4 protein-coding genes are annotated in these 4,421 nt (G+C 62.5%); all 4 read left to right on the forward strand.

The genetic code is table 11. The features are described 5' to 3' along the window. On the forward strand, window positions 1-374 hold a 374-nt coding region (locus ECTPHS_RS13455; protein WP_008933311.1), incomplete at its 5' end, for a S41 family peptidase. A gap of 136 nt (window positions 375-510) precedes the next feature. Then, entirely contained in the window at window positions 511-924 is a 414-nt protein-coding gene (gene tnpA / locus ECTPHS_RS13460; protein WP_083838887.1) for an IS200/IS605 family transposase, read from the forward strand. 3 nt (window positions 925-927) lie between these two features. Beyond that, window positions 928-2,070: an RNA-guided endonuclease TnpB family protein gene (locus tag ECTPHS_RS13465; RefSeq protein ID WP_008933313.1), complete on the forward strand. Its 1,143-nt coding sequence runs from the start codon at window positions 928-930 to the stop codon at window positions 2,068-2,070. Between the two features lie 45 nt (window positions 2,071-2,115). Continuing rightward, window positions 2,116-4,338 carry an NHL repeat-containing protein gene (locus tag ECTPHS_RS13470; RefSeq protein ID WP_141565369.1) on the forward strand — a complete coding sequence of 741 codons (2,223 nt, stop codon included), beginning with the start codon at window positions 2,116-2,118 and terminating at the stop codon, window positions 4,336-4,338. Window positions 4,339-4,421 lie beyond the last annotated feature (83 nt).

Consider the following 4,421-nt stretch of genomic DNA (forward strand, 5'->3'; position numbering starts at 1 on the left):
GGGGATACCCCAGGCTCTGGGTGGGACCGGAGACCGCCAGTGCGGCGGAGGTGTTTGCCGGTGCCCTGCAGTATCACGGACGGGCGAAGATCGTGGGTCGCCCGACCTTCGGCAAGTGCAGCAGCCAGAGGGATGTCGGCCTGTCGGACGGTTCCGTGCTGCGCTTGACCAACCGGATGGTATGGCTCCCCGGGGGCGAGAGCTGCGCGGACGTGGGCATCCAGCCTGACCGGGTGGTGGGCACGGCCATGCTCCGTGATCCCTCCCGCCTGCTGGCCGTCTCGATGGCGTTGCGGCATGGTCGCGGCGCCAAGGTGCCGCCGCCGCGGGCAGAACCCGATGCACCGGCGGCATTACACCAGGAAATGTTTTGACGGGATGTCAATCACCCTTGCCGCCCGGAGACGGGCGGCCTTTTCTTCATAGAATCTCCGCAATTCCTCCCGCGATTTCAATCGCGGGAGGAATTGCGGGTGCGCGAAGCGCACCATGTGGCGTAAACTTTGACCCATGGTCGATGTTGTCACGAAACGTAATTGTGTCTATCAAACGGCGTACCATGTGATCTGGTGCCCGAAGTATCGGCACGACGTACTGATTGGAGCGGTGGCGGAGGAAACAGGGGCGATGCTGGATGCGATTTGCGCGGAACGGGGTTGGCCGGTGATTTCCAAGGAGATTCAGCCGGATCACATCCACCTGTTCGTCAGCATCCCGCCTGCCATTGCCGTGGCCGATGCCGTCAAGGTGCTCAAGGGCATCACGGCTCGCCGTCTGTTCCAGCAGTTCCCGGCGCTGAAGAAACGGCTGTGGGGCGGACACCTGTGGTCGCCGTCGTACTACGTCGGCACGGCGGGAAACGTCAGTGCCGAAACCATCCGTCGCTACATCGAGCGTTCCGAGCATGTCACCAAGAGGCGATAAGCGATGATGCGCACGGCGTCGATCCGGCTGGAGGTGAGCGCGGAGCAGGCCAGCGCGCTTGCTGCGTTGCGAACAGCCTACGCGGATGCGTGCAACCGTCTGGTTCCCATCGTGCGTGAGTATCGTCTGTGGAACTGGGTTGGGCTGCACCAGCGAACGTACAGCAACCTGCGGGAGGCCACGCCGCTGGGCAGCCAGATGTGCTGCAACGTCATCTTCTCGGTGTGCAAGGCCTACAAGGCGCAAAAGGAACTCGGGCGCATCAGGAAAGATGAGCCGATCCCGGAAATCCGCTTCGACCGCCTCAGCGTGCACTTCGACAAACGCACCTACACCCTCAAGAACGATGCTGTCACGCTCTACACGCTTGATGGCCGTATCAAGGTCGCAATGCGTCCCGGCGAACATCAGCGCCGCATCCTTACATCCGGCCAGCCGAAGGAGGCGGAGCTGGTATTGCGCAAAGGGCAGTGGTTTTTCAACCTTGTCGTCGAGTCCGGCGACGCGGAGCCTGTGGCATCCGGCCCTGTGATGGGTGTGGATGTCGGAGAAAACACCCTCGCCGCCCATAGCTTGGGCAAGGTCTTCGGCGGCGATCCACTGCGCGATAAGCGCGACCGTTACCTTGCCCTGCGCCGCCGCCTCCAGTCCAACGGCAGTCAGAGCGCCAAACAAAAGCTCCGGCAGGTCTCCGGCAAGGAGGCGCGGCGTGTGAAGCACATCAATCACGAAACGAGCAAGGCTATCGTCCAGACAGCCATCCAGGCTGGTGTCGCCAAGATCACGATGGAAGACCTGACGCACATTCGCTCCCGCATCAAGGCGGGCAAGCGCATGCGTGGCCGCCTGCACCGCTGGGCATGGCGGCAGCTTCAGAGCTTCGTCGAATACAAGGCGAAAGCGGCGGGTATTGCGGTCGAATACGTGAACCCGGCCTATACCAGCCAGACCTGCTCCGACTGCGGAAGCATCGGCAAGCGCAGCAAACATCGTTTCGTGTGCGAACACTGTGGTCTCCGGGCGCACAGCGACTTGAATGCGAGTCGAAATCTTGCCCGGATCGGCAGCGGTGCCCCGCTGTCGAGGGCGGCTGTAAATACGCCTGATGTTGGAAATGGGATCAACCATGCTCTCGTTTCACAATAAAGCCTTCGACTTCAGTCAAGGGTTATTTACGATGAGAATCCATGCATGAGTGCAATACGCGGGTTGATGTTGTTGTTGCTGCTTTGGCTGCCGGTCATGTCCGTCGCGTCCGGAGCGGCATCGGTGTCCTGGCCGGATGAGCTGCTGTCACTGGAGCAGCAGGATCGTCTCACCGTGCGTGCGCTGGCCGCCTACGGGCTGTTGCCGGATCGCCACCGTAGTCTGGCGATGGAACTGCGAGGGCAGGGTCTGGATCTGCTGGCCGCGGACAGGCGTCGTATCCAGGGTTGGATTGATGAAGCCGCGCTGTCTTCGGCACAGCTTGACGGGCTGAAGACGCTGCTGGTGCTCATGAGCCCGCCGGCGGAGGATACCCGTGCCGCCAATACGGTGGCGGCCAAGGCCGATCCCGCGGTCGTCACGGGGGCGGGACCCTGGTATGAGGTCATCCGCACGGTTGACCTCAAGCTGCCGGACCAGGAGACGAGGATGGAGGCATCCCGGTTACTGCGGGATCCGCGGGGTCGCTGGCATGTGCTGTTCAAGTCGGACCGCCATTCGGAGGCTGCGATCGCAAGGCTGGACGCCGAGACCTTGCAGCCGGAGGGGACTCCCTGGCCGCTGACCCATGAGGGGCGGCCGCTGGGCTACGTCCACAACGGCATCTTCGACGAGGAGGGGGCGTTGATCGTCTCGCGGATGGCCATGGGGGATGCCTCGCCCCTCGTGAAGGTCTTTCCGGGAACGGAGCGTCCTTCCGAGGTGATTGCCTTCAGCGGCGAGATCACTCAGGTGGGCGGCGCCTTTGATCTGGACTTGGACCATGAAGGCAATATCTACGTAGTGGAGGCCGCTTCGGACTTTTCCGGGGTCAAGGGCGTGAAGAAATTTGCGCCGGATGGCCGGTTCCTGGCCTTTTTCAGTGGTCCCAATGGCCGGGAAGCACATCAGTACGGCCGTATCCGCGACATGCGCATTGCCGCCGACGGCATCATTCATGTGGGGGATACCCATCGCGTGAAGCGCCTGTCCGCCGAGGGCGAACTGCTGAATATCCTGGCCTCCCCGGCTGATGAGGTGGCCTGGCGGGGTGGCTCCATGGCCGTGGATGGCCGGGGGCATGTGTTTCTTGCCGATACCGCCCATGGGCGGATACTGCAGTTTTCCCCCGAGGGACAGTTGCTCAATGTCATCGGTCGGCAGGGAACCGACACCGGCGAGTTCATGTTCCTGCGGGACCTGCAGGTCGATGATGCCGGTCGGTTGCATGTCCTGGACGAGATGATCGACGCTGATCGCAAGCACCGGATTCGTCTGCAGATCCTGGCTTCTTCCGACAGGGCGCCCAAGCCCATGCTGTCGGAACAGTTGCACCTGGCCATCTGGGAGCTGCGCGGGGCCAGGGATATCGCGGTGGGTCCCGACGGGACCCTGTGGGCGCTGACGCGTTGGGAGGAGAAGACGGACGACGGCGCCGTCGGCGTGGTCAGGATCCTGCGTCTGAACCGGGATGGCGAGTGGGTGCCGCACTTCGGGCAGTGGGGCACGACACCGGAAGCCCTGAGCGCGCCCGAGTCGCTGGCTGTTGGGCCGGGAGGCGAGTTTTATGTGCTGGATGCCGGTGAATCCGGTCCGCCGGTGAAGGTTTTTGATGCCGAAGGCAGGTTCCTGCGCGGCTGGGGGACCATCGGCACCTATGAGCAGCGTGCAGAGCCGGGAGTGTTGCGCAGTCCGCGCAAGATCCGCGTGGCGCCGGATGGTACCCTGCTGATCACCGACCCCATGAAATTCGGTGTCCTGCGCTTTGATACTCAGGGAAACTTTCTGCATCAGGCGGGTCGAGAGCGGGAAAGGTACTCCAATGAGATGGAGGGATTCCCCCAGTATCCCGAGGACGCCTTTGCCGTGGCCGATGGGCGCATCTTCATGCCGGACAAGAACAATGGTCTGATCCAGGTGTTTGATGCCGATGGCGATTTTCTGAGGCTCATCCGGCGAGAGGGGGGGTATCTGGGCGGACTGTCGATTCCCAAGGCGCTGGTGGTGGATTCAAGGGGGTACATCCTCGTCACCGAGGGCCATCATGTTCAGGCCTTCCACGGGGATGGTTCACTGCATGTGAGGCTGGGTGCGCCGGGGGGGCGGGACGGCCATTTCGACGATCCGGTACGGATTGAAATGGCGCCGGACGACAGCTTTTATGTCCTCGACACCTTCCTGATCGGGGATCGCGCCCCTCGCATCCAGCATTTCCGGGCCTTGCCGTAGGGGAGGGACAGGCAGCCGGATGGCCGGGTCAACGGATCATGCCGTCATGCGTGTATGGTAGAAAGGCGTATTGAACATTCTTA

The sequence above is a fragment of the Ectothiorhodospira sp. PHS-1 genome, from assembly GCF_000225005.1.
Taxonomy (GTDB): Bacteria; Pseudomonadota; Gammaproteobacteria; order Ectothiorhodospirales; family Ectothiorhodospiraceae; genus Ectothiorhodospira.

Bases quoted from the DNA above. Each gene is read 5' to 3' on its own strand.
- tnpA (WP_083838887.1), top strand. From the start codon at position 511: ATGGTCGATGTTGTCACGAAACGTAATTGTGTCTATCAAACGGCGTAC.
- ECTPHS_RS13465 (WP_008933313.1), top strand. From the start codon at position 928: ATGATGCGCACGGCGTCGATCCGGCTGGAGGTGAGCGCGGAGCAGGCC.
- ECTPHS_RS13470 (WP_141565369.1), top strand. From the start codon at position 2,116: ATGAGTGCAATACGCGGGTTGATGTTGTTGTTGCTGCTTTGGCTGCCG.